At 33.2% G+C, this 20,714-nt stretch carries 23 protein-coding genes; 14 read left to right on the forward strand and 9 right to left on the reverse strand.

Annotation, left to right across the window (positions count from 1 at the left end):
• Window position 1 precedes the first annotated feature (1 nt).
• Genes BUC29_RS20135 through BUC29_RS20180 form a run of 10 tightly spaced genes read left to right on the forward strand, consistent with a single transcriptional unit; the run spans window position 2 to window position 6,478 of the window.
• Window positions 2-460, forward strand: coding sequence for a YHS domain-containing (seleno)protein (locus tag BUC29_RS20135; RefSeq protein ID WP_073418239.1), 459 nt, complete (start codon window positions 2-4; stop codon window positions 458-460).
• 9 nt (window positions 461-469) lie between these two features.
• Complete coding sequence (locus BUC29_RS20140) at window positions 470-850, forward strand: DoxX family protein (protein WP_073418242.1); 381 nt, start codon at window positions 470-472, stop codon at window positions 848-850.
• A gap of 5 nt (window positions 851-855) precedes the next feature.
• On the forward strand, window positions 856-1,344 hold the full coding sequence (locus BUC29_RS20145) for a hypothetical protein (RefSeq protein WP_073418244.1): 489 nt from the start codon (window positions 856-858) through the stop codon (window positions 1,342-1,344).
• The gene (locus tag BUC29_RS20150; RefSeq protein WP_073418246.1) at window positions 1,332-2,042 is read left to right on the forward strand and encodes an NRDE family protein; all 711 of its coding nucleotides are present in this window, start codon (window positions 1,332-1,334) and stop codon (window positions 2,040-2,042) included. Before BUC29_RS20145 ends, BUC29_RS20150 begins: the two co-directional genes overlap by 13 nt.
• Window positions 2,043-2,054: 12 nt before the next feature.
• Window positions 2,055-3,089 (forward strand): ATP-grasp domain-containing protein, encoded by a 1,035-nt coding sequence (locus tag BUC29_RS20155; RefSeq protein WP_073418248.1) that lies wholly within the window; start codon window positions 2,055-2,057, stop codon window positions 3,087-3,089.
• Window positions 3,090-3,091: 2 nt separating this feature from the next.
• Window positions 3,092-3,739 (forward strand): hypothetical protein, encoded by a 648-nt coding sequence (locus tag BUC29_RS20160; RefSeq protein ID WP_073418250.1) that lies wholly within the window; start codon window positions 3,092-3,094, stop codon window positions 3,737-3,739.
• Between the two features lie 35 nt (window positions 3,740-3,774).
• Complete coding sequence (locus BUC29_RS20165) at window positions 3,775-4,746, forward strand: M20/M25/M40 family metallo-hydrolase (RefSeq protein ID WP_073418252.1); 972 nt, start codon at window positions 3,775-3,777, stop codon at window positions 4,744-4,746.
• Window positions 4,747-4,781: 35 nt separating this feature from the next.
• A complete protein-coding gene (locus tag BUC29_RS20170) occupies window positions 4,782-5,459 on the forward strand; it encodes an SDR family NAD(P)-dependent oxidoreductase (protein WP_073418254.1) in 678 nt (225 codons plus the stop codon).
• Between the two features lie 39 nt (window positions 5,460-5,498).
• Window positions 5,499-5,867 (forward strand): four helix bundle protein, encoded by a 369-nt coding sequence (locus BUC29_RS20175; protein WP_073418256.1) that lies wholly within the window; start codon window positions 5,499-5,501, stop codon window positions 5,865-5,867.
• A 5-nt stretch (window positions 5,868-5,872) separates the two neighbouring features.
• A complete protein-coding gene (locus BUC29_RS20180) occupies window positions 5,873-6,478 on the forward strand; it encodes a SprT-like domain-containing protein (protein WP_073418259.1) in 606 nt (201 codons plus the stop codon).
• 76 nt (window positions 6,479-6,554) lie between these two features.
• Here BUC29_RS20180 and BUC29_RS20185 read toward each other — a convergent pair whose 3' ends face one another.
• The 6 genes from BUC29_RS20185 to gcvP all read right to left on the reverse strand — a co-directional run bounded on the left by BUC29_RS20185 (window position 6,555) and on the right by gcvP (window position 13,977).
• The gene (locus BUC29_RS20185; protein ID WP_073418262.1) at window positions 6,555-7,316 is read right to left on the reverse strand and encodes an ABC transporter ATP-binding protein; all 762 of its coding nucleotides are present in this window, start codon (window positions 7,314-7,316) and stop codon (window positions 6,555-6,557) included.
• The gene (locus tag BUC29_RS20190) at window positions 7,316-8,062 is read right to left on the reverse strand and encodes an MlaE family ABC transporter permease (RefSeq protein WP_073418264.1); all 747 of its coding nucleotides are present in this window, start codon (window positions 8,060-8,062) and stop codon (window positions 7,316-7,318) included. The genes BUC29_RS20185 and BUC29_RS20190 overlap by 1 nt, the downstream gene beginning before the upstream one ends.
• A gap of 78 nt (window positions 8,063-8,140) precedes the next feature.
• The gene (locus BUC29_RS20195) at window positions 8,141-8,989 is read right to left on the reverse strand and encodes a glycosyltransferase family 2 protein (RefSeq protein ID WP_073418266.1); all 849 of its coding nucleotides are present in this window, start codon (window positions 8,987-8,989) and stop codon (window positions 8,141-8,143) included.
• A gap of 88 nt (window positions 8,990-9,077) precedes the next feature.
• Entirely contained in the window at window positions 9,078-9,605 is a 528-nt protein-coding gene (locus tag BUC29_RS20200) for a methyltransferase (RefSeq protein ID WP_073418268.1), read from the reverse strand.
• A 146-nt stretch (window positions 9,606-9,751) separates the two neighbouring features.
• Window positions 9,752-10,810 carry a 3-oxoacyl-ACP synthase III family protein gene (locus tag BUC29_RS20205; protein WP_073418270.1) on the reverse strand — a complete coding sequence of 353 codons (1,059 nt, stop codon included), beginning with the start codon at window positions 10,808-10,810 and terminating at the stop codon, window positions 9,752-9,754.
• Window positions 10,811-11,127: 317 nt separating this feature from the next.
• On the reverse strand, window positions 11,128-13,977 hold the full coding sequence (gcvP, locus tag BUC29_RS20210; RefSeq protein ID WP_244160856.1) for an aminomethyl-transferring glycine dehydrogenase: 2,850 nt from the start codon (window positions 13,975-13,977) through the stop codon (window positions 11,128-11,130).
• Window positions 13,978-14,172: 195 nt separating this feature from the next.
• Here gcvP and BUC29_RS20215 point away from each other — a divergent pair, with 195 nt between their 5' ends.
• Entirely contained in the window at window positions 14,173-14,979 is an 807-nt protein-coding gene (locus BUC29_RS20215; protein ID WP_073418274.1) for a UbiA prenyltransferase family protein, read from the forward strand.
• 277 nt (window positions 14,980-15,256) lie between these two features.
• On the opposite strand, the gene BUC29_RS20220 is transcribed toward BUC29_RS20215, so the two are convergent.
• From BUC29_RS20220 to BUC29_RS20230, 3 genes are read right to left on the reverse strand one after another with little or no spacing between them, the layout of a single operon-like run.
• Window positions 15,257-16,162, reverse strand: a complete 906-nt coding sequence (locus BUC29_RS20220) for a TIGR01777 family oxidoreductase (protein ID WP_073418276.1) — start codon at window positions 16,160-16,162, stop codon at window positions 15,257-15,259.
• A 56-nt stretch (window positions 16,163-16,218) separates the two neighbouring features.
• Window positions 16,219-17,040 (reverse strand): thiol-disulfide oxidoreductase DCC family protein, encoded by an 822-nt coding sequence (locus BUC29_RS20225; protein WP_073418278.1) that lies wholly within the window; start codon window positions 17,038-17,040, stop codon window positions 16,219-16,221.
• Window positions 17,041-17,095: 55 nt separating this feature from the next.
• Window positions 17,096-17,599, reverse strand: a complete 504-nt coding sequence (locus BUC29_RS20230; RefSeq protein ID WP_073418280.1) for a GbsR/MarR family transcriptional regulator — start codon at window positions 17,597-17,599, stop codon at window positions 17,096-17,098.
• 382 nt (window positions 17,600-17,981) lie between these two features.
• Here BUC29_RS20230 and BUC29_RS20235 point away from each other — a divergent pair, with 382 nt between their 5' ends.
• From BUC29_RS20235 to BUC29_RS20245, 3 genes are all read left to right on the forward strand, one after another.
• A complete protein-coding gene (locus BUC29_RS20235) occupies window positions 17,982-18,314 on the forward strand; it encodes a hypothetical protein (RefSeq protein WP_073418282.1) in 333 nt (110 codons plus the stop codon).
• Window positions 18,315-18,641: 327 nt separating this feature from the next.
• On the forward strand, window positions 18,642-19,055 hold the full coding sequence (locus tag BUC29_RS20240; RefSeq protein WP_073418284.1) for a DUF1842 domain-containing protein: 414 nt from the start codon (window positions 18,642-18,644) through the stop codon (window positions 19,053-19,055).
• A gap of 143 nt (window positions 19,056-19,198) precedes the next feature.
• Window positions 19,199-20,683 carry a hypothetical protein gene (locus BUC29_RS20245; protein ID WP_073418286.1) on the forward strand — a complete coding sequence of 495 codons (1,485 nt, stop codon included), beginning with the start codon at window positions 19,199-19,201 and terminating at the stop codon, window positions 20,681-20,683.
• Window positions 20,684-20,714 lie beyond the last annotated feature (31 nt).

The following is a 20,714-nucleotide window of genomic DNA, read 5'->3' on the forward strand; positions in this document are numbered from 1 at the left end:
GATGAAAAAGCTAGTATTACTTTTATTGATTTTGGTTTCAGTTCATTCATTTGCTCAAAATGATGCCAAACGAATTTCTCAATATAATTTAGAAAACAAAACTGCCATTCAGGGTTATGATCCGGTGGCGTATTTTAATCAGGGAAAAGCAGTTAAAGGGAAAAAAGAATTTTCGGTTTCTTATCAGGGTGTGGGATATAATTTTTCATCAAACGAAAACAAAACCGCTTTTTTGAAAAATCCGTCAAAATATGAACCACAATATGGAGGCTGGTGCGCCTATGCGATGGGAAGTTCCGGCGAAAAAGTAGAAATTAATCCGGAAACTTTTAAAATTGTTGATAACAAATTGTACTTGTTTTACAATGCCTATTTTAATAATACTTTGAAAAGCTGGAACAAAGACGAGGATAATTTGAAAACAAAGGCTGATAACAATTGGCGAAAAATATACAAATAACGAGAAATCATGAAAAAAGAAATTATAACATGGATTCTTAGACTTGCGGCGTCGATAATATTACTGCAAACCCTGTTTTTTAAATTTAGCGGAGCAGAAGAAAGTATTTATATTTTCTCGACTTTAGGAATAGAACCTTATGGAAGAATTGGTTCCGGAATTGCAGAGCTGGTTGCCGTTATTTTAATTCTTATACCCAGAACAACCTGGATTGGAGCTTTGCTAGGATTTGGCATTATGACCGGAGCCGTTTTGTCGCATTTATTTGTATTAGGAATAGCGGTTAAAAATGATGGCGGATTACTTTTTGCATTGGCCATTATTACACTTTTATGCTGTTTAGGATTACTTTATTTAAATAAAAACAAATTGTATAATCTTCTAAATTAAAAGTTATGTTACTAAAATCAATACGTTACAGTTTAGATGAATTAATCAATTTATTAGATCAATTGTCTGATAAGGATTATTCAAAATCTTGCGAAGCTTTGAGTAATGCAAGTATTGGCGAACATACAAGGCACATTCTTGAAATGTTTCAGTGTCTCAAAAAAAGTTACGATTCGTCAGTTTTAAATTATGATAATCGCGAACGAAATAACCGCATTCAGACAGAAACAAAATTTGCCAAAGAAACTATTTCTGCAATTAAAATAGGATTAAAAACAGAAAATAAAGTAATCTTTATAGAACAAGTTGTAGACAGTCTTGCTTTAAGAATTCAAAGTAATTATTATCGTGAATTGCTTTATAATCTGGAACATTGTATTCATCATCAGGCTTTAATAAAAGTTGCTGTGCGAGAATTTGAAAATGTTTTAATAGATGACAATTTTGGCGTAGCGCGTTCAACCATAGAATATAGAAAACAATGTGTACAGTAAGTTTTGTCAATAACAACGGCATTGTAATTATTACTTCAAACCGGGATGAAAAAGTAATTCGTCCCGGTGCCGAAGCGCCAAGAAACTTTTTCCATAACGGGAAAAATGTTATGTACCCAAAAGATTCAAAAGCAGGAGGAACATGGTTTGCAATTGATGAAAACGGAATTGTTCTGGTTTTGCTCAATGGCGGAATCATTAAACATACTCCGGTTCTTCCTTACAGAAAAAGCCGCGGATTAATTCTTCTCGATATTATTTCTGATGTTTCGCCAAAAGATTTTTGGAAACAGATTAACTTGCAAAATATCGAGCCTTTTACTTTGGTCTTGTATCAAAATGAAGAATTATATGAGTTAATCTGGGACGGTTCTGCAAAAAGAACAACAAGATTAAATGAATTTCAAAATCATATTTGGTCGTCTGTCACTTTATATTCAGAAGAAATTAGAAAGAAACGATCAGGCTGGTTTTTTGATTTTTTGAAAAATAAAATTAAAATATCAGCATTAGATATGTTTGATTTTCATCGAAACACACATAATGAAGATTCTCAAAACGGATTAATCATCAATAGAGAAAATATAATGAAAACGTTAAGTGTAACACAAACGGTAATTGAGCAAAACAGAGCCGTTATGAAATATTATGATTTAGTAAAAACAGAAGATTTTGCCACTTCGTTTATCCGAATTTAAATTGCAGACAAGATGAAACTATTTTTTCATAAAGTGACAAATTGGGAATACTGGCCGTTTCAGGTTTTGTATTTTCCAATTTATTTTCTTTGGGCATACTACGCTCTAAAAGCCAGATCTATTTTTTTCTTTAATGCTTCAAATCCAAAAATTAAAAATGGCGGATTTATGATGGAAAGCAAAAAACAGATTTATGATTTGCTTCCGCAGAAATATTATCCCAAAACAATTTTATTTAAAGAGAAAACAGATCTAAAAAGTATAGCCGATGCAATTACAGAAAAGCAGATTTATTTTCCATTAATTGCAAAACCGGATATTGGTCTGCGTGGTTCGGGCGTAAAAAAAATAAAAACGATCCATGAATTAAAAGAATATGCAGAAAAAGCAAATTTTGATTTTTTAGTGCAGAGTTTAATTCCGTTTAAAAATGAAGTTGGCATTTTTTATGTTCGCCACCCACATCAAAAAAACGGAAAAATTACCGGAATCGTTTCCAAAGAATTTTTGGCCGTAACAGGAGACGGAAAATCGACAATTGAAGATTTAATAAATCAAACTCCAAGATTTCAATTGCAGTTTGATGCTTTGAAAGGAGAATACGGAGATCAGTTAAACCAAATTTTAGAAGAAGGAGAATCGCTAAATCTGGTTCCGTTTGGGAATCACGCAAGAGGCGCAAAATTTCTTGACGGAAGTCATTTAATTACTTCAAAATTGACCAATATGATTAATGATATCGCTTTGCAGATTCCGGAATTCTATTTCGGTCGATTTGATATCATGTACAATACTTTTGAAGAATTAGAGAAAGGAGAGAATTTTCAGATTGTGGAGTTAAATGGCGCGGCAAGCGAACCCACACATATTTATGATCCAAAACATTCAGTTTGGTTTGCCTGGAAAGAGCTCGCACGACACATTACATATATGTACGAAATAAGCGTTGTAAACCATAAAATGGGAGTTCCGTATTTAGATCACAAAGCCGGCATGCATCAATACAAACTGCATCTGGCACAGAATAATAAAATTATGAATTTTTAAAAATGAAACCAATAAAAAATATCTCAATAGGATTTTTGGTGAGTTTTCTAGGATCAATTCCGTTAGGATATTTAAACTTAGCGGGGTTAGAAATATATACAAAATCAGGATTTCACAACTTGATAATGTTTTTGTTTGGAGTCATTTTTGTCGAAACCTTTGTGATTTATTTTACATTGCTTTTTGCAAAACAACTTATAGAGAATAAAAAATTAATGAAATTTATCGATCTCTTTTCGGTTGTATTCATGTTTATTCTGGCTTTTGTTTTTTATTTGAATTTTAATAAAACCACAAATTCAAAAAATTATCTACAGGAATATTTGACATATTCGCCTTTTGTAATTGGCATAATTTTAAATTGTTTCAATTTCTTGCAGCTCCCATTTTGGACAAGCTGGAATTTGTATTTGCTCAACGGAAACTATATAGTTATAGAAAGGAAGTTAAAATATTATTATATTGCAGGAACTTTGATTGGGATTTTTTTAGGAATGTTTAGTTTGATAGCACTATTGCAGACTATTTTTCATAAAACAAATCAATTTTCAAAGCTAATATTGCCTGTATGTATTCCGTTATTTTTTATTGTTTTAGGAAGTATTCAGGCATTTAAAGTTTATAAAAAATATTTTAAACTGCCGGTTTAAGAAGATAGTTTTAAAACCTGCATAAATCTTCGTTTATGAAAAAAATATACTTTCTGCTTCCATTTGTTTTTATTGCTTGTAAATCAGGTACATCGACAGTCAGTCAAAAAGAAACAAAACCTGAATCTGTTGAGATCACTTATAAAGTTGAAGAATCTGAGGTTTCAGATTTTTTAAAATATCTTTCTTCAGATGAATTAGAAGGTCGTGAAACGGGAACAAAAGGCATTGAAAAAGCAGCTGTTTTTTTAGAAGATTTTTTTAAGAAGAATAACATAAAACCTTATTTTGCATCTTATCGCGACACTTTGACGAATTTTAAAACTCCGGCTTTTAATATTGTTGGTATTTTAGAAGGAACAGATCCGGTTCTTAAAAACGAATATGTTGTTTTGAGCGCACATTACGACCATATCGGAGTTGAAAAGAAACAACAGCCAGATCAAATTTATAATGGAGCAAATGACGATGCTTCGGGTGTAACGGCTGTTGCGCAAATGGCAAAATATTTCAGTAAAACAAAATCAAATAAAAGAAGTATTCTTTTTGTGTTTTTTGCCGGAGAAGAAAAAGGTCTTTTAGGATCAAAAAGTATGGCTCCGAAACTGAAAGCAAAAAACTTCAATTTATATACTCAATTAAATATAGAAATGGTCGGCGTACCAATGAAACGCGATTATCTGGCTTATATTACCGGTTTTGATAAATCGAATATGGCCGAAAAAATAAATGAATATACAGGAAAAAAAACAATCGGTTTTTTACCAAAAGAAGCCGAATACAAATTGTTTTACAGATCTGATAATTATTCGTTTTTTGAAGCTTTCGGAAAACCCTGCCAATCGATAAGTACTTTTGATTTTGAAAATTTTGATTTCTATCATCACGTTTCAGATGAATTTAAAGTAATGGATATTCCACACATGACAGCTTTTATTCAGGAGTTTTTACCAGCTGTAACTAAAATTGCAACAACGCCAACAGAAGAAATTGTAATGAATAAATAACAGTTCGTTATTTTGGTTTTGCTTATTTTTGCTGCATGAAAAATATTATTGTTACCGGAACGAGTAGAGGAATTGGATACGAATTAGCATTGCAATTTGCAAATGCCGGAAATCAGGTTTTAGCGATTTCAAGAAAAACTCCAAAAACACTTTTAGAACATAAAAATGTTACTTGCTTATCAATTGATTTGGCAGATGAAACTGCTTTGCACGAAGTAGAAAATTTTCTTTCTTCAACTTGGAAAAAAGTTGATGCATTGGTTCATAATGCGGGTGCTTTAATATGGAAACCTTTTGCAGAAACTACACAGGCAGATTTTGAAAGTATTTATAAAGTAAATGTTTTTGCCGTGGCAAATCTTACCAGAATTTGTCTTCCTTATTTACAAAAAGGAAGCCACGTTGTAACCATAAGCTCGATTGGCGGTGTACGCGGAAGTTTGAAATTTGCAGGTTTAGCAGCTTACAGTTCAAGTAAAGGAGCCGTAATTACGTTAACTGAATTATTGGCAGAAGAATATAAACAAGAAGGAATCTCATTTAACGTTCTGGCTTTAGGTTCTGTTCAGACAGAAATGCTGAACGAAGCTTTTCCGGGTTATCAGGCTCCAATTTCTGCCGAAGGAATGGCAACTTATATTTATGATTTTACATTAAACGGAAATAAATACTTTAATGGGAAGGTTTTAGAAGTTTCTTCGACAAATCCATAGTTAATTATGAGTTTTGAGTTTTGATTATGAGTTTTGATTATGAGTGAAAGTATTGTGAAGGTTAAAAGTTTTGAGTTAGCCATAAGAGGAGTTAATTTTTATAAATGGCTGATTTCAGAAAAGAAAGAATTTATAATGAGTAAACAATTTTTACGCTCTGTAACTTCGGTTGGTGCAAATGTTCGAGAAGCTGTGAATGCCCAGAGTAAACCAGATTTTATACATAAATTATCAATTGCTCAGAAAGAATGTGATGAATCGATGTGTTGGCTTGAGATTTTAAAAGAAACGGATTATATTTCTTTAATAGGATTTGATTCGATTCATCAACAATGTAATGAGGTTTTAAAAATTATTAGAAGTATTATAATTATATCCAAAAAAAAACTTATAACTCATAAATTATAATTGCTTTGAGCGATACATTAGCAAAATATATTCCGGAGCATGCTGTAAAGCCTGTTTTTGATTTGATAGTGGCCAATCAGGTTCATCTTAAAATCGTAAATGAGCGTCAGACGCGTCATGGCGATTATAGAAGAGCACTGAGCGGAAAACATGAAATTACGGTTAATGCAAGTTTAAATAAGTACAGGTTTTTGATTACGTTAATTCATGAAATTGCGCATTTAGTGGCTTTCGAAAAATTTGGTCGAAATATAAAACCGCATGGAAACGAATGGAAATATACTTTTCAGCGTTTGATGGTTCCCTTTATCAGGCCTGAGATATTTCCGAGCCAGATTTTACCTTTGCTTGCGAGACACTTTAAAAATCCTTCAGCAAGCAGCGATACAGATACTACTTTGTCTTTGGCCTTAAAACAATACGATTTAGCCAATGATAAAAACTATATTTTTGAAATTCCCTACGGAAGCGTATTCCGAATTAAAAACGGCAAAATATTTAAAAAAATAGCCGTTAGAACCAAACGTTTTGAATGTTTGGAAATTAGTTCAGGAAAAACATATCTTTTTAATCCAAATGCTGAGGTCGAACTTTTGCCCGGAAATCATTAAAAAAAACAAATTCCAAATCTCAATTGCATTGTAACAAATTGGGATTTGGAATTTTATTATGAGATTTAAAAAACTTTTAGCCTTTCAAATAAGCTTCTCGTACTTTTTTAAATAAGTTTGAAGAGTAAACGAACTTCACAATATCTTTATTGTCAGTAACAAAAATTTCTTCTTTAGTTCCCTGCCATGCTTTTAATCCTTTTTTAAGGAAAACAATATTCTCGCCAATTTCCATAACCGAGTTCATATCGTGTGTATTAATTACGGTTGTAATGTTATATTCTTTTGTAATTTCCTGAATCAAATTGTCAATAAGAGTTGAGGTATTTGGGTCAAGACCAGAGTTTGGTTCATCACAAAACAAATATTTCGGATTGTTTACAATCGCACGGGCAATCGCAACACGTTTTTGCATACCTCCTGAAATTTCAGATGGTAATTTTTTGTGAGCTTCAACCAGATTTACTCTTTCTAACACAAAATCAACACGTTCCTTAATTTGTGCTTTATTATTATTGGTAAACATTTTTAAAGGGAAAGCCACATTTTCTTCAACTGTCATTGAGTCGAATAAAGCACTTCCCTGAAAAACCATTCCAATTTCGGTTCTTAATTCTCTTTTTTCATCCGGATCTAATTCAGAATAAACTCTGCCGTCAAATTCAATTGTTCCTGAATCCGGAGTATGAATTCCCAGTAAAGTTTTTAATAAAACCGTTTTTCCAGATCCACTTTGTCCAATAATCAAGTTGGTTTTACCCGTTTCAAAAACGGTCGAAACACCTTTTAAAACTTTACTATCAGCAAATGATTTTTCTATGTTTTTTACTTCTATCATTATCCTAATAATAATTGAGTTAATATATAATTAAAAAGAATGATACAAACCGATGTCCATACAAACGAAATTGTACTTGCTTTACCAACTTCAAGCGCTCCGCCTTTCATATAATAGCCATGAAAAGATGGAATTGTTGCCAATAACATTGCGAAAATTAAAGTTTTAATAAAAGCATAAGTAATGTGAAAAGGAATAAATTCCATTTGAGCTCCCTGAATAAAATCCTGACTAGTCGAAAATCCGCCATAAGCAGAAGCCAGCCATCCTCCAAAAATCCCTAAAAACATACTGATCCCAATTACGAAAGGATACATTAGCAAAGCAATTATTTTTGGGAAAACAAGATAGTTTAATGAATTAACCCCCATAACTTCCAAAGCGTCAATTTGCTCCGTAACACGCATTGTTCCGATACTTGAAGTAATATAAGAACCCATTTTTCCGGCCATAATCACAGAAATAAAAGTAGGGGCAAACTCCAAAATTACAGACTGACGGGTCGCAAAACCAATTAAATATTTTGGGATTAAAGGATTTGTTAAGTTTAAAGCAGTTTGAATAGCTACAACTCCTCCAATAAAGAAGGAAATAAAGCAGACAATTCCAAGAGAGTCAATAATAAGGTCGTCTATTTCTTTAAGGATTAAATTTTTCATAACAGGCCATTTGGTCTGTTTATTGAAAATTTCTTTCAGCATTAAAAAATATCTTCCTATTTGGGATAAATAACGAATTAGCATCATAAGTTTTAAATATTTGCTAAATTAAGGATTAGTTTACAGTTTACAGTTTCAGTTTAGAGTTTTTTAATTTTTTTAAGATTAAAAAAGCTTCTGTTTCATTTTCTGTAAACGATAATTTCTAATAAATTTAGCTTGTTCAGGTGTTACTAATAAAGGTGTTTTTGCTTTTTTAGCCTTCAAAAATCCTTTAATGTAATCTAAAAAAAGAAAAGGTTTTTTCTTCATCATAGCCAATTTTGCCGAAGCAATTGCTGTGATCCAAAAACCATAACCTAAAGTATAAAAAGCTTCCCCTTGTTTATAACGAGCCGTTTTGTTGTAATTAGCGCCTGTTGGTTTAAGGTGTTTTACATGTAAAGATTCATCGGTAACAATTTTCCAATCATAATATTTGCACAATAATTCATCAACGGTATCCCAGCCCATTGCAGGTTTTAATCCTCCAATTTGCTGATAAGTTTCTTTTCTATACGCTTTTAATGCACCGCGAATGTGATCTTTATCGGTTAGGTTTTCTAAAACCCATTCCCCATTTTTGTCGATATAACAAAAACCACCGGCCATTCCTATTTTAGGATCAGATTCGAAATGCCTGATTATAGTTTCGAAATAATTTGAAGGAAAAATTAAATCACCGTCTATTTTTACAATAATATCATAATCAGAATCCAAAGTTTCAAAACCTTTTTGAAAAGCCTGGATTACTTTACTTCCCGGCAAATGAATCGCATCTGAAGTTTTGTTTACTACAGAAATGTATGGGTTTTCTTTTGCAAAACTTAATACCACTTCTTCTGTTTTATCAGTTGAATTATCATTAACAACAACAATTTTTGATGGCAGCACAGTCTGAGAAACCAAAGATTGCAAAGTAAGGCCAATTAAATCTTGCTCGTTGTGTGCGGGAATGACGATGTAATATTTCATTTTAAGAATTTTAGATTTTAGATTTTAGACTTTAGATTCTGTGAAAGTCATCTAAAAATCAAAAATCAAAAACCGTTAATCTGCAATCTTAGTTCTTAACTTTTTCAGCTGCAACAATATAATATCTCGGCGTAAAATATCGTAATAATGGTCTGATTCCAAATTTTTTTACCGGATGCGTAAATTGAAGACGGTCTGTTATTTTCCATCCTGTTTTTTCTAAAAGCCAGTCTAGCTGCCAGTCTTCAAATTCATGATAATGCCTGTCCCACATGTCAGTTTTAGAACGATATGCCGGAGAGAACCATAAACGCAGCGGAATAGAAATTAATAATTTATCGCACTTTACGTTTTGTAAAATAGTGTATGGATTTAGTAAATGTTCGAAAATTTCAAAAGCTGTAAAAACAGTATATTCTTCTGTTTGTAGAGCAGTATGATCGTTGTCTAAATCTTCGCCTTTAGTGTTTTTTACCGTGTAACCGTTTTCTTCCATTATTTTTGAAAATGGATTTGGAACACCAAAATCAAAAATGGTCTCAGATGTATCAACGTGTTTTTTTAAAAATTCTAAAGTGAGTTTGAATCTTTTATTCGGAAACGTTTTTTCGTACATAGTCATTGCGAACGAATTAATCTCTCGTTCTTGATTTTAATTAGGTCGCAAATATACTAAAAAAGTCCGCACTATAAGATGCGGACTTTTTTTTAGTTTTCAGTTTACAGTTAGCTAAAACTGAATAATGAGACTATAAACTGCGCCTAGTATCGGTAAACAAAAGCATTAATGTTCATTCCCGCTCCAACAGAAGCAAAAATAAGTACATCACCTTTGTTGATTTCGTGGTTTTCAATTTTTCCTTGTAAAATTAAATCGTATAAAGTAGGTACAGTTGCAACACTGCTGTTTCCTAAATCATGAATACTCATTGGCATGATGTCTTTTGGTGCTGTTTTATCGTAAAGTTTGTAGAAACGTTCGATAATTGCTTCGTCCATTTTTTCGTTTGCCTGATGAATCAGGATTTTTTTAACTTCGCTAATATCAATTCCGCTTTTATCTAAACAGCTTTTCATAGCGCACGGAACGTTGCTTAAAGCAAATTCGTAAATTTTACGTCCGTACATTTTAATGTATTTAATATCTGGGTCTAAATCTGGATTGTACGATTTTCCAAAGAAAAGATAATTGGCTTCATCATTGGCAAAAGTGGCACTTTCGTAAGATAACAATCCAGCTTCATCAGTAGAAGCCTCTAAAATCGAAACTCCGGCACCGTCTGAATAAATCATAGAATCACGATCGTGGTCGTCGACAACCCTTGATAAAGTTTCGGCACCAATTACCATAACTCTTTTTGCCATTCCCGATTTGATAAATGCATTCGCTTGCAAAACACCTTCAATCCAGCCCGGGCATCCAAAAAGAATGTCATAAGCCACACATTTAGGATTTTTAATCCCTAATTTGTTTTTAACTCGTGTTGCTAAACTTGGCAGAATATCAGTTTGATGTGTTCCGTTTTTTACATCACCAAAATTATGGGCGAAAATAATGTAGTCTAAAGTCTCGGCATCAATTCCTGCATTTGCAATTGCTTTTTCGGCAGCAAAAAATGCCAAATCAGAAGCATTATATTGAGGTTCGGCATAACGACGGTTTTCGATTCCGGTAATGCCTTTAAATTTTTTAATAACAACTTCGTTCGGATAACCAAAAGGAGTTCCATCCTCATTTAAAAAAACATGTTTATCAAAATCTGTGTTTTTTACTTCTAAATTAGGAATGTAGCTCCCAATACCAATTATTTTTATTTTCATTTTTCCCTTAATTATCCGATAAATTTCATGCTAAAGTATAAATAAAAACATGATAACAATCATAAAAAATACTATGCATGCATATAATTGTGAAATAACGATTTTTTGTCCTTTATATTGGTTATTTTTTAATGATTTTTTAATTTTTCCGAGATTTCAAACGATTGAAATAAAGGTGTAGAGTAAAATTTTTTTAGTTCAGCTTTCAAGTTTTAGGCTTTTGTGGAAATTTGAAATGGAAACTTTAAACAAAAAACAAACCCGACAGGTTTAAAAAAATCTGTCGGGTTCAATATTTAAAAAAAGAAAACAAATTTTTAGTTTTCCATATAAGCTTCAATAGGAGCACAGCTGCAAACTAAATTTCTGTCACCGTAAGCATCGTCTACACGACGAACTGATGGCCAGAATTTATTATCAGCAATGTAATCTAATGGATAAGCCGCTGTTTCTCTAGAATAAGGGAAATCCCAAGAATCAGAAGTTAACATGGCTAATGTGTGAGGTGCATTTTTCAATACATTGTTTGTATCTTCAGCAGTTGCAGCTTCGATTTCTTTTCTGATTGAGATAAGCGCATCACAGAAACGATCTAATTCAGCTAAATCTTCAGATTCAGTTGGTTCGATCATTAAAGTTCCAGCAACTGGGAAAGAAACCGTTGGTGCGTGGAAACCGTAATCCATTAAACGTTTAGCGATATCTCCAACTTCGATTCCTTTTTCTTTAAATGCACGACAATCTAAGATCATTTCGTGAGCAGCTCTTCCGCATTCTCCTGTATAAAGAATTGGATAGTGGCCTTCGAAACGCGCTTTCATGTAGTTTGCGTTTAAGATTGCATGCTCTGTAGCGCTTTTTAATCCTTCAGCACCCATCATTGTGATGTAACCGTAAGAGATTAAACAAACTAAAGCAGATCCGTAAGGTGCAGATGAAATAGCTGTAATTGCTTGTTCACCACCAACATTTAAGATTGGGTTTGTTGGCAAGAACGGAACTAATTTTTCGTTCACACAGATTGGTCCAACTCCAGGGCCACCACCGCCGTGAGGAATAGCGAATGTTTTGTGTAAGTTTAAGTGACAAACGTCAGCACCAATTGTAGCAGGATTTGTTAATCCAACTTGTGCGTTCATGTTTGCACCATCCATATATACTAATCCGCCGTTTTCGTGGATTAATTTTGTGATTTCAATAATTGAAGATTCGAAAACTCCGTGAGTAGAAGGATACGTTACCATTAAACAAGATAAATCATCTTTATGTTCAATCGCTTTTTCTCTTAAATCTTCTACGTCAATGTTTCCTTCTGGAGTAGTTTTCGTAACAATGATTTTCATTCCGGCCATCGCTGCAGAAGCAGGATTTGTTCCGTGAGCTGATGATGGAATCAAACATACATTACGATGCCCTTCGTTTCTTGACATATGGTAAGCACGAATCGCCATTAATCCAGCATATTCTCCTTGAGCTCCTGAATTTGGCTGTAAAGTTGTTCCGGCAAAACCAGTGATTACATTTAATTGCTGCTCTAATTTTTTAAGCATTGTGATGTAACCTTCAGCTTGTTCAATTGGTGCAAATGGGTGAATGCTGTTCCAGTTTGGCATTGAAAGAGGCAGCATTTCCGATGCAGCGTTTAATTTCATTGTACAAGAACCTAATGAAATCATGGAGTGATTCAATGATAAATCTTTACGCTCTAATTTTTTGATGTAACGCATTAACTGACTTTCTGAATGATGATTGTTGAATACATCATGCGTCAAGAAAGAAGATGTTCTTTCTAATGAAGCCGGTAATTGACTTCCAGTAGATAACTCAGAAACCGTAACAGTTTCTTTCCCTAAAGCTTCAGCAAAAATTGCAATGATTTGGTTGATGTCAGCAACAGAAGTTGTTTCGTTTAATGAAATAGAAACTGATTCAGCATCAGGATAGAAGAAGTTTACTTTGTTTTTCTCAGCAACAGCTTTTACTTTTTGAGCATCTGCTTTTACTAAAATGGTATCAAAGTAAGCAGTGTTTGTTTGGTAAATTCCTAATTTATTTAAAGCTTCAGCAGTAGTAACCGCAGATGCGTGAACTTTGTTTGCAATGTATTTTAGTCCTTCTGGTCCGTGGTAAACGGCGTACATTCCAGCCATAACTGCCAATAAAACCTGAGCAGTACAAATGTTTGAAGTTGCTTTTTCACGTTTAATGTGCTGTTCACGAGTTCCTAACGCCATACGTAAAGCGCGGTTTCCGTTTGCATCAACAGAAACTCCAATGATACGGCCCGGCATAGAACGTTTGTACTCATCTTTAGTTGCAAAATATGCAGCGTGAGGACCACCGTAACCCATTGGTACACCAAAACGTTGTGTAGTTCCAACAACAACAGCAGCTCCCATTTCTCCCGGAGAAGTTAAAGTTGCTAATGATAAAATATCAGCAGCAAAGGCAACTTTGATTTCGTTTTCTTTTGCTTTAGCAACAAAAGCACTGTAATCATTTACCTGACCATATTTTCCCGGGTATTGTAAAATCGCTCCGAAAAATTCAGTTGAAAAATCAAAGCTTTCATGGTTTCCAACAACTAATTCAATTCCAATTGGAGTTGAACGAGTTTGAAGTACAGATAAAGTTTGAGGTAAAATTTCTTCAGAAACGAAGAATTTATGTGTATTGTTTTTCTTTTGATCTCTTGTACGAACATCAAATAATAAAGCCATAGCTTCTGCAGCAGCAGTTCCTTCATCAAGTAAAGATGCATTGGCAATTTCCATTCCTGTCAATTCGATAACAGTAGTCTGGAAATTTAAAATCGCTTCAAGACGACCTTGAGCAATTTCTGCCTGATAAGGCGTATAAGCGGTATACCATCCCGGGTTTTCGAAGATATTTCTCTGAATTGGAGCCGGAACGATAGTTGGGTGATAACCCAAACCAATGTATGATTTAAATGTTTTGTTTTTCTTTCCTAATTCGCGAATATGATTTGCAAATTCGAATTCTGTCATTGCAGGATCTAAATTCAAAGGTGCTTTTAAACGAATATCGTCCGGAAGGGTTTCATAAACAAGTTGTTCAATCGAATCAACTCCAATAGTTTTCAGCATGTGCTGAAGATCAGTTTCTCTTGGACCAATGTGTCTTAAAGCAAAAGCATCTGTTTTCATGTAGCTATCTAATGTTTTAAATGAATGTGATTCTGCTCGGTTATAGGGCGCGAATAACATTTAAAAGTAAATGTGTTGTTTTTTTGTGGCGCAAAATTAAGTATTATTAATAATTTAATGGGTATTTTTAACTTCAATTTTTATCAAATTTCTAACTAATGAGTTGATTTGTTACCAATTGATTAGATTTGAGGTATGAAACTTTTAAAACAATTTTTCGATTTTTATTTAAACAGCAGTATTCACGTGGCTTTGTCATGTTATGCTTTGGTTCGAATTACATTTCACTTCTTTCATATTCAGTATGATACATCAATGGCTTTATTTGTTTTTTTCGGAACAATTGTAGGATATAATTTCGTAAAATATGATGCGCTTGTTCGGGTGAAGAAAAAACCAATTGGAATTCAACTGAAAATGATTGCTGCTCTAAGTTTCATTTCTATAATTTTAGCTGGATATTATTTTTTCCATTTAAAACGCATTACCCAAATTGTTTCGGTAGTAATTTTTGCTGTAACAGCACTTTATACATTACCATTTTTTCCAAACAGAAAAAATGCCCGAAACTGGGCAGGCGTAAAAATCTATATTGTAGCACTTTGCTGGGTTGGTGCGACTTTGGTTTTACCGTATATAAATGCCGAAATTCCGTTTACGGCCGATTTTTTTATAAAATGTATACAGCGTTTTGTTTTGGTTTTTGTGCTGATTTTGGTTTTTGAAATTCTGGATTTAGCAAACGACGATCCGCATTTACAAACTGTTCCGCAGACCATTGGCGTAAAGCGAACTAAGATTTTAGGATTTTCACTATTAGTTCCGTTTTGGGTTTTAGGAATTTTATCTTTTGCACTTCACGATCTCATGATCAATCTCATAATGGTAGTCACTTTGATGTTTTTTATTTTCTTTGCCAATACAAACCGCTCAAAATATTATACTTCTTTTTGGGTCGAAAGCGTACCGATTTTTTGGTGGCTGATGCTTGTGTTTTTTTAAGAAAGAATCTAAATCTTTTAAATAATTTGGGCGTGCCCCTACGGGTCGGGCTATCCGCTTCAAGTCCTCGCACTTCCTTCGTCAGGCTGTGGGCTATCCGCTTCTATCCCTCACGCAAACCGTAAAAGCGAGAAAATTCATTTTCAAAAGAAGATTTGTTGCTACAATCTTGTCATTTCGACGAAGGAGAAATCGCATACGGAATTCGACAAAATTAGCGATTTTGATTACGGAGTTTCTAGTGTGATTTCTCCTTCGTCGAAATGACACAAAATGCTTAAATTAAATCTTTCAGCGCTTTTTCTAAATTGCCAAACTTAAACTGAAAACCATTTTCTAAAAGTTTTCTCGGAATTACATTTCGACTTTTCAAAACCAATTCTGTTTCTGTGCGAATGAAAAAAGATCCAATTTGGAGGAAGAATTTATTCACCGGAATTCCAAAAGGAAAACCAATTGTTTTTCGAAGTTTCTTCATAAAATCAACATTTCTAATTGGCTCAGGAGAAACAATATTGATAATGTCGGTTATTTCTTTTTCAATAATAAAATCAATTGCATTTGCAAAATCATCTTCATGAATCCAGCTTATAAACTGATTTCCTTTTCCTTGTTTTCCTCCAAAACCAATTTTTGCCAAATTCTTTAACGGAATTAAAGCACCTCCCTCTTTTCCTAAAACAATAGAAGTCCTCAAAGCAGTTTTTAACGTATTTGGAGTTTCGGTTTTAAAAAATGCTTTTTCCCAAGAAAGTGCCACATTTATAGAAAAATCATTTCCAATTTCGCCGTCAGCTTCATCCATTTGTTTGTCTAAAGAAAAACGATAAATTGTAGATGTTGATGAATTCAGCCAATGTTTCGGCGGATTTTTACAATTCAAAACCGCTTTATTTAGAATTTTGGTACTTTCAATCCTAGACCAAAGTATCTCTTTTTTATTCTTTTTCGTATAACGGCAATCGACAGATTTTCCTGCGAGATTAATTAAAACGGTTGCATTTTCTAATTCCTTTTCCCAACCTGAAAAAGTTCTGGCATTCCAGTTTACGTATTTGATTCCGTCAATTGTTTGCGATTTTCCTCGAGTCAGAATTACAATTTCTTCAAATTTATTTTTGAAATGATTGACTAAAACTTTTCCAAGAAAACCTGTTCCGGCTGCAATTATGAGTTTTTTCATTTTGTTGTTGAGTATTAAACCTAACAGGTTTTAAAACCTGTTAGGTTTACGAGAGATTAATTAAGAATAAAAACTAAAGCAAGAATTCTATAAAGAATCCAAGTGTAAGATAAGTAAAAAGGAAGTTTTAAGATTTTTACTCTTCTAAAATGTTCCAGAAACATAATAAAAACGGTAACTCCAAACCAGCCTAAAATAATTGTTTGCGGAAGCTGGATAAACTGACTCAAAATTAAAATCGGCGTTAAAATTAAACTTCCCATCAGAGATACGGTCATTATATTTCCGGCATAATTGATAATCGTTTGTTTATCAAATTTCAAAAAAAGAAATAAACTTTGAAAAACAATTTGTCCCAAAGCCAAAACAATTTCTCTTGTAATATTAGATTTTGGTAAACTCGGAATCAAATTAGAATAGCCAAAAAGAATAAAAGTAGTTATAGTTAAAGCAAAACCAATAAACAGAAATCGGTATTTATAATTGAAATCAGGCGTACATTGCAATTTATTTTCTTCTTTTACATTTCCCGGAATAATTACTTTTCTGTTATAAGAAACGAAAGAATACATTTTTTTCAGAATGAAATGAACAGGTTTTATTCTTGCAAACGTTTCAATTAAGGGAAAAGAAAATCCAACCACTTTTATCAAACTATCAATTCCATAAATTACAGTTTGTGTTTTATTGTCGACCAAAGCAATTTCGTTTGGAGCGCGCTTTAAATCTATGAAACTTTGCTCTTTTTCAGATAACTGACAATAAGATTTTCTTCCGTTTTCATCAAGCATGCCACTTTTTACAAATCCAGTTGTATACAAACTGCAAAGCGGACAATCTTCATCATAAAGTAATGTTTGGTTTTGTAATGTTTTCATGGTTATTAATATTTTTAAACTTTCAGAAAAAATTGAAAGTTTAGGTTAAAATTTTTTATTTCATCATTTTTATGAACAATTTTCCAAGCCAGTTATCATTAAACTCCGTTATTTTGTCCAACATATTATCAGCTTTTAAAACGAAATCGTACAATTTGGTTGTTTGGTCAACAAAGTGTTTTTCTTCAGCCGAATCTTTTGCTTCAATTGTCGAAACTTCTTTTAAGATTTTCAGCGTAGGTTTTATTTCTCTTTTGCTTCTTTCTCTTGAAATTTTAACAGCTAACTCGTCTAAATCTTTTTCAGCAGTGAAAAATTCTTTTCTTTCACCAGCTTTAAATTCTTTATACACAATTCCCCAATCCATTAAACCTCTTAGGTTCATACTGGCATTACCACGAGAAATTTGCAATTCTTCCATAATGTCTTCCATTGAAACAGGTTCGTTTGAAACCATTAATAAAGCGTGGATTTGTGCCATTGTTTTATTAATTCCCCATTGAGAGCCTAATGCTCCCCAGGTTTGTACAAACTTATTTTTTGCTTCTTTGAATTCCATATATCAAAATTAATTAAAAGTTTTTAAACTTTCAAAAATAATTGAAAGTTTGTTTGGTGTCTTTTTTATTCTTTTTTAGATTAAATAAAAACGTATTTCATGTATTGATTTCAATTGTTTGATAACCAATATTATGTATTCTGCGGCAATTTTTTTATTTGACCAAACGGTCTGCTATAATTTTGAAATCGAAAAGAAATAGCTAGCATCTTTTTCAAAAGTGTGTTTCGGGCTAAAAAAATAAATTTTATGACTTTTTCCCGAAAAACAAATCAAACAAAATTGAATTAATCACTGAGTGAACTGTATCGCACAGAAAAGCGGCTGCGAAAACCGAAAAGCAGAAATAGAGTAGGTCATAAAATTTTAAAAATTAATTATCATGGCAATTCAAACCGTAGGAAAATTTAAATTGAATCAACAAGGAGGATATGTTTGCAGAACTGAGTTTGTGTATTTAGATCAAAATGGTCAATTACAAAGCTCTTCTCAAACGGGTAATGAACTTTTAGGTCAGTCGTATACAACAGATCCGGGAAGTCTGGGCGTTCCTGACGGATCAACACTTTGGATGAAAATCTGGGTTATGGCCGGACACGACAATCAGGCGCAGCAGGCGTTTACGTATCAGGCAGGAAATTCATCTATCGCTGATTATACTTGTTCAGGAACAACGCTTTCAAATCATTTAGCTTTAGATGGCGTAAGTTCATAATCATTTAAAGAGTTTAAAAACCACTGATATTGCAATGAAATATTAGTGGTTTTTTGTTTTAAACAGGTGTTTTTACGGGTAAAATTATCTCGTGCCATTCTTAACCTGTTTCATGGCAAAGAAACTCCATTTTACATCATTTTTTTAATTAAGTCTACTTATCTAATATAGTTTTGATGTAGAAATAAACCAAATATTACTATTTAGTCATTAGTTAAGATGTTTAAATAATAATATAAATTAAAACAAGTGGAGCAGAACCCACTGGAAAAAACGAGGCGGATCCGAAAAGCCTTATGAGTAGGAAACCCAAAAACACAAAAAGTTATGTCAGATTTATTAGCAGGTGCTTATTTAGCAAAAGGCACAATTGGAAATGTTGGAACACCGGGTGCTCCAATTGCAACATTTAGTTTAGTGGTAGTACCATCTCAAAATTCTGTTTCTGGTACAGTTGTAATTACTCAGGCTATTAGTGGCCCTGATGGAAATATTGTTGTTCCTGTAACAGGAAAAATTTATGCAACAGGATTTGGACAATTTACACAGGTTGTAAGTTTACAAGGACAATACGTTCACGCTTTCCCTCCACCGGCAATTGGTGCCTTTTTAGCAAATTTTGATGCTCATTTAGCAATCGATGGTTCATGGAACGGAACTGGAGGTTTTTCATACTATCAAAACAATGTTGAAAACGTACCAGTTAAAGCTATACCAAGTTTACAAGCAGAGTTGGCTTAATAAAAAGACCCCAAATTTAAACAACTCGAATCACGATACAATTAGGAATTTAATTACGCCTGATTTGGTTACAGTTTTGACTGAAAGGGTCGTCTTTTTAGACGGCCTTTTTTAATTCCAAAAAGAAATAAATCACAAAAAACATGAAAAGAAAACCTATTATTATAATCGTACTAGTTGTCTTTATTGCCGCTGTCGTTACTGTATTTTTTTTGAATAAAGAAAAAATATTAGGAAAGGCCGGAGTTAAAGGATATGCGAAAACGGAAGCAGCAGCAGAGCCTTGCGAGTGCGAAACAAACTGGTTTCCGCATGAGCAGACACCGTCGCCGGCAGAAGGAGACGGAAGCCCGTTTGATACTTCAAGTACAACAAATTGTATTTTCCATCAATGGTCATGGCAGAAATTCCTTTGGGTTACAAAACCTATGCCTTCCGGAAATCCTTTGTTTTTAGATTCATTAGATGTTGTTTCTCCAGAGATGGAACCGGTGGCTCCTCAATTGGGATTAAAATTAGTTTTAAGTTCAATTAATCAGGCTGGACCCGAAGGTATTCTGGTTTCTAACCCAAAAGTGGTTCCGGGAAAAACAGCCGGAGATACTGTATATTATTCTATACACGTAAATAAGATATTACATGATAAAGCTATAATTGCAGCTTCTGAAATTAACAGCGGAAAAGTTCCTTATTCAAATTTAGAAACATTTCCGGTTGGTTCATTTGAATTAAAAGTTTCATGGATAAGCACCGATGCAATTCCAAAAGAAAAAATTGCAGAATATTTTGTTACTAAAGCCGCATTCAAAAATAAGCAGGGACAATATGTCGCAAAATCTGTTGCATTATTAGGAATGCATGTTGTTGGCGTTGTAAAAAATCATCCTGAATTTATCTGGGCAACTTTTGAGCACAAAGAAATGGCTCCTATTTATGATTGGAAAAATAATTCTGTTACATCCTCAAAAGAAATGCTGCTTTACGAAAGCGGAACAACTTCTGGCTTAAAAGGAATAAAATGGGATAGGGTGAATAAGAAACCATTAGAACCTTATAAAGCTTTTGTTTTATACGAATATGGAGTTCCAAAAGTTATAAATACAAATGCTTATATGACTACAAGCCAGGCCGAACCTGCAAATTTTGATAATATTGATACAATTAATAAATGTGTAGCGTCTAAATTAACAGACGTTTTCAAGAATTATTTCTACAACGGATCGATTTGGTTAAATACAGACGGATTAACTCCCGATCAGCAGGCGCAGACAATTGTAAAAAGCCAAATATCAAGCGTTCTTCCAGATTCATTGGCAAGAGGATCTGCTAATTTGGCAAATATTACAATGGAAACTTATACGCAGACCTTTAAAGACAGTATACATAAAATTAATGTTGGTAATCTCGCAAATTGTTTTAGCTGCCACCAATCTCAAAATTTTGATACTACGAGAGGAATTGGAAAATCTCCTTTGTATTTAAGTCATGTATTCGAGTCTTATTTGTATACTACAAAACCAAAGCCGGCTACAGCTAAAAATGCTAACTTAAAAGCTAAACGCATTGAAGAAACAAAAGTTCTTAAACTTAAACAGTTTGATGAAGTTTTTGTTCGCCGAAATAAATAATTCATTTTTTGCCTAGCAAAATGTGTCTTAT

It is taken from the genome of Flavobacterium defluvii, from assembly GCF_900129555.1.
In the GTDB taxonomy this organism is placed as follows: Bacteria; Bacteroidota; Bacteroidia; order Flavobacteriales; family Flavobacteriaceae; genus Flavobacterium; species Flavobacterium defluvii.